Genomic DNA, 669 nt, shown 5'->3' on the forward strand with positions numbered 1-669 from the left:
GGAGCCTGGGGGAAATGAATCTGCCTGCTATCCAAGTTAGTGCAGAGCGTATTGAAGGAGCCTCCTACGCTGTAATGAGCCTATTTGGTGTTCTCGCGCTCATTGCACTGCTGAGAAGGAGGACCGTTTCCCGATCGACGCTATTTCTCGTGCTTCTGCTAGGTTATGCAGCCATTCATTTGGCAATTGAAATTCAAGCCCGGTACGGCTCGATATAATGCCCGCTTTTATCATTTTGCAAAGCTATGGCGTCTATTGGCTGCTCCAGCGCGTACGCAAAATCCAGCTTTTCAAAGCGCGTACGATTTAGAATAATATCCGCGCGCAACTGCTTCCAGTATACAACAGCTTAAAGTTCATAATTCACAATAGCATGCAACTCACAATCATACCCGTTCCACAAAAATAAGGCAGTGGCCGGCATCCTCAAAGGGACACCCGGCCACTGCCTTATTAATTTTCTATTGCTCGTCCGCTACATAAAGGCTAATCTCGTGCTGCCGAGCCGCCTCCTGAAGCTCCGGACCAATCGGCACATCGGTAATGAATGCCTGCAGCTCCGAGAGTCCTGCAATGGAGAACAGCGACACCTTGCCGATCTTCGTCTGATCAAAGACGGCGTAAGTCACATGCGAGCGCTTGATTAGCGCCTTCGCAATTTGTGCCTCT

Annotated in this window: 2 protein-coding genes; one reads left to right on the forward strand and one right to left on the reverse strand. The window is 49.8% G+C overall.

Features of this window, described 5'->3' with window-relative positions; genetic code table 11:
- Window positions 1-218, forward strand: a 218-nt coding sequence (locus TX77_RS14180; RefSeq protein WP_044505087.1) for a hypothetical protein, incomplete at its 5' end; no start/stop codon positions are given.
- A gap of 243 nt (window positions 219-461) precedes the next feature.
- On the opposite strand, the gene TX77_RS13305 is transcribed toward TX77_RS14180, so the two are convergent.
- Window positions 462-669, reverse strand: a 208-nt coding sequence (locus TX77_RS13305) for a DeoR/GlpR family DNA-binding transcription regulator (protein WP_154862492.1), incomplete at its 5' end; no start/stop codon positions are given.

The organism is Megasphaera massiliensis (assembly GCF_000455225.1).
Classification (GTDB): Bacteria; Bacillota; Negativicutes; order Veillonellales; family Megasphaeraceae; genus Megasphaera; species Megasphaera massiliensis.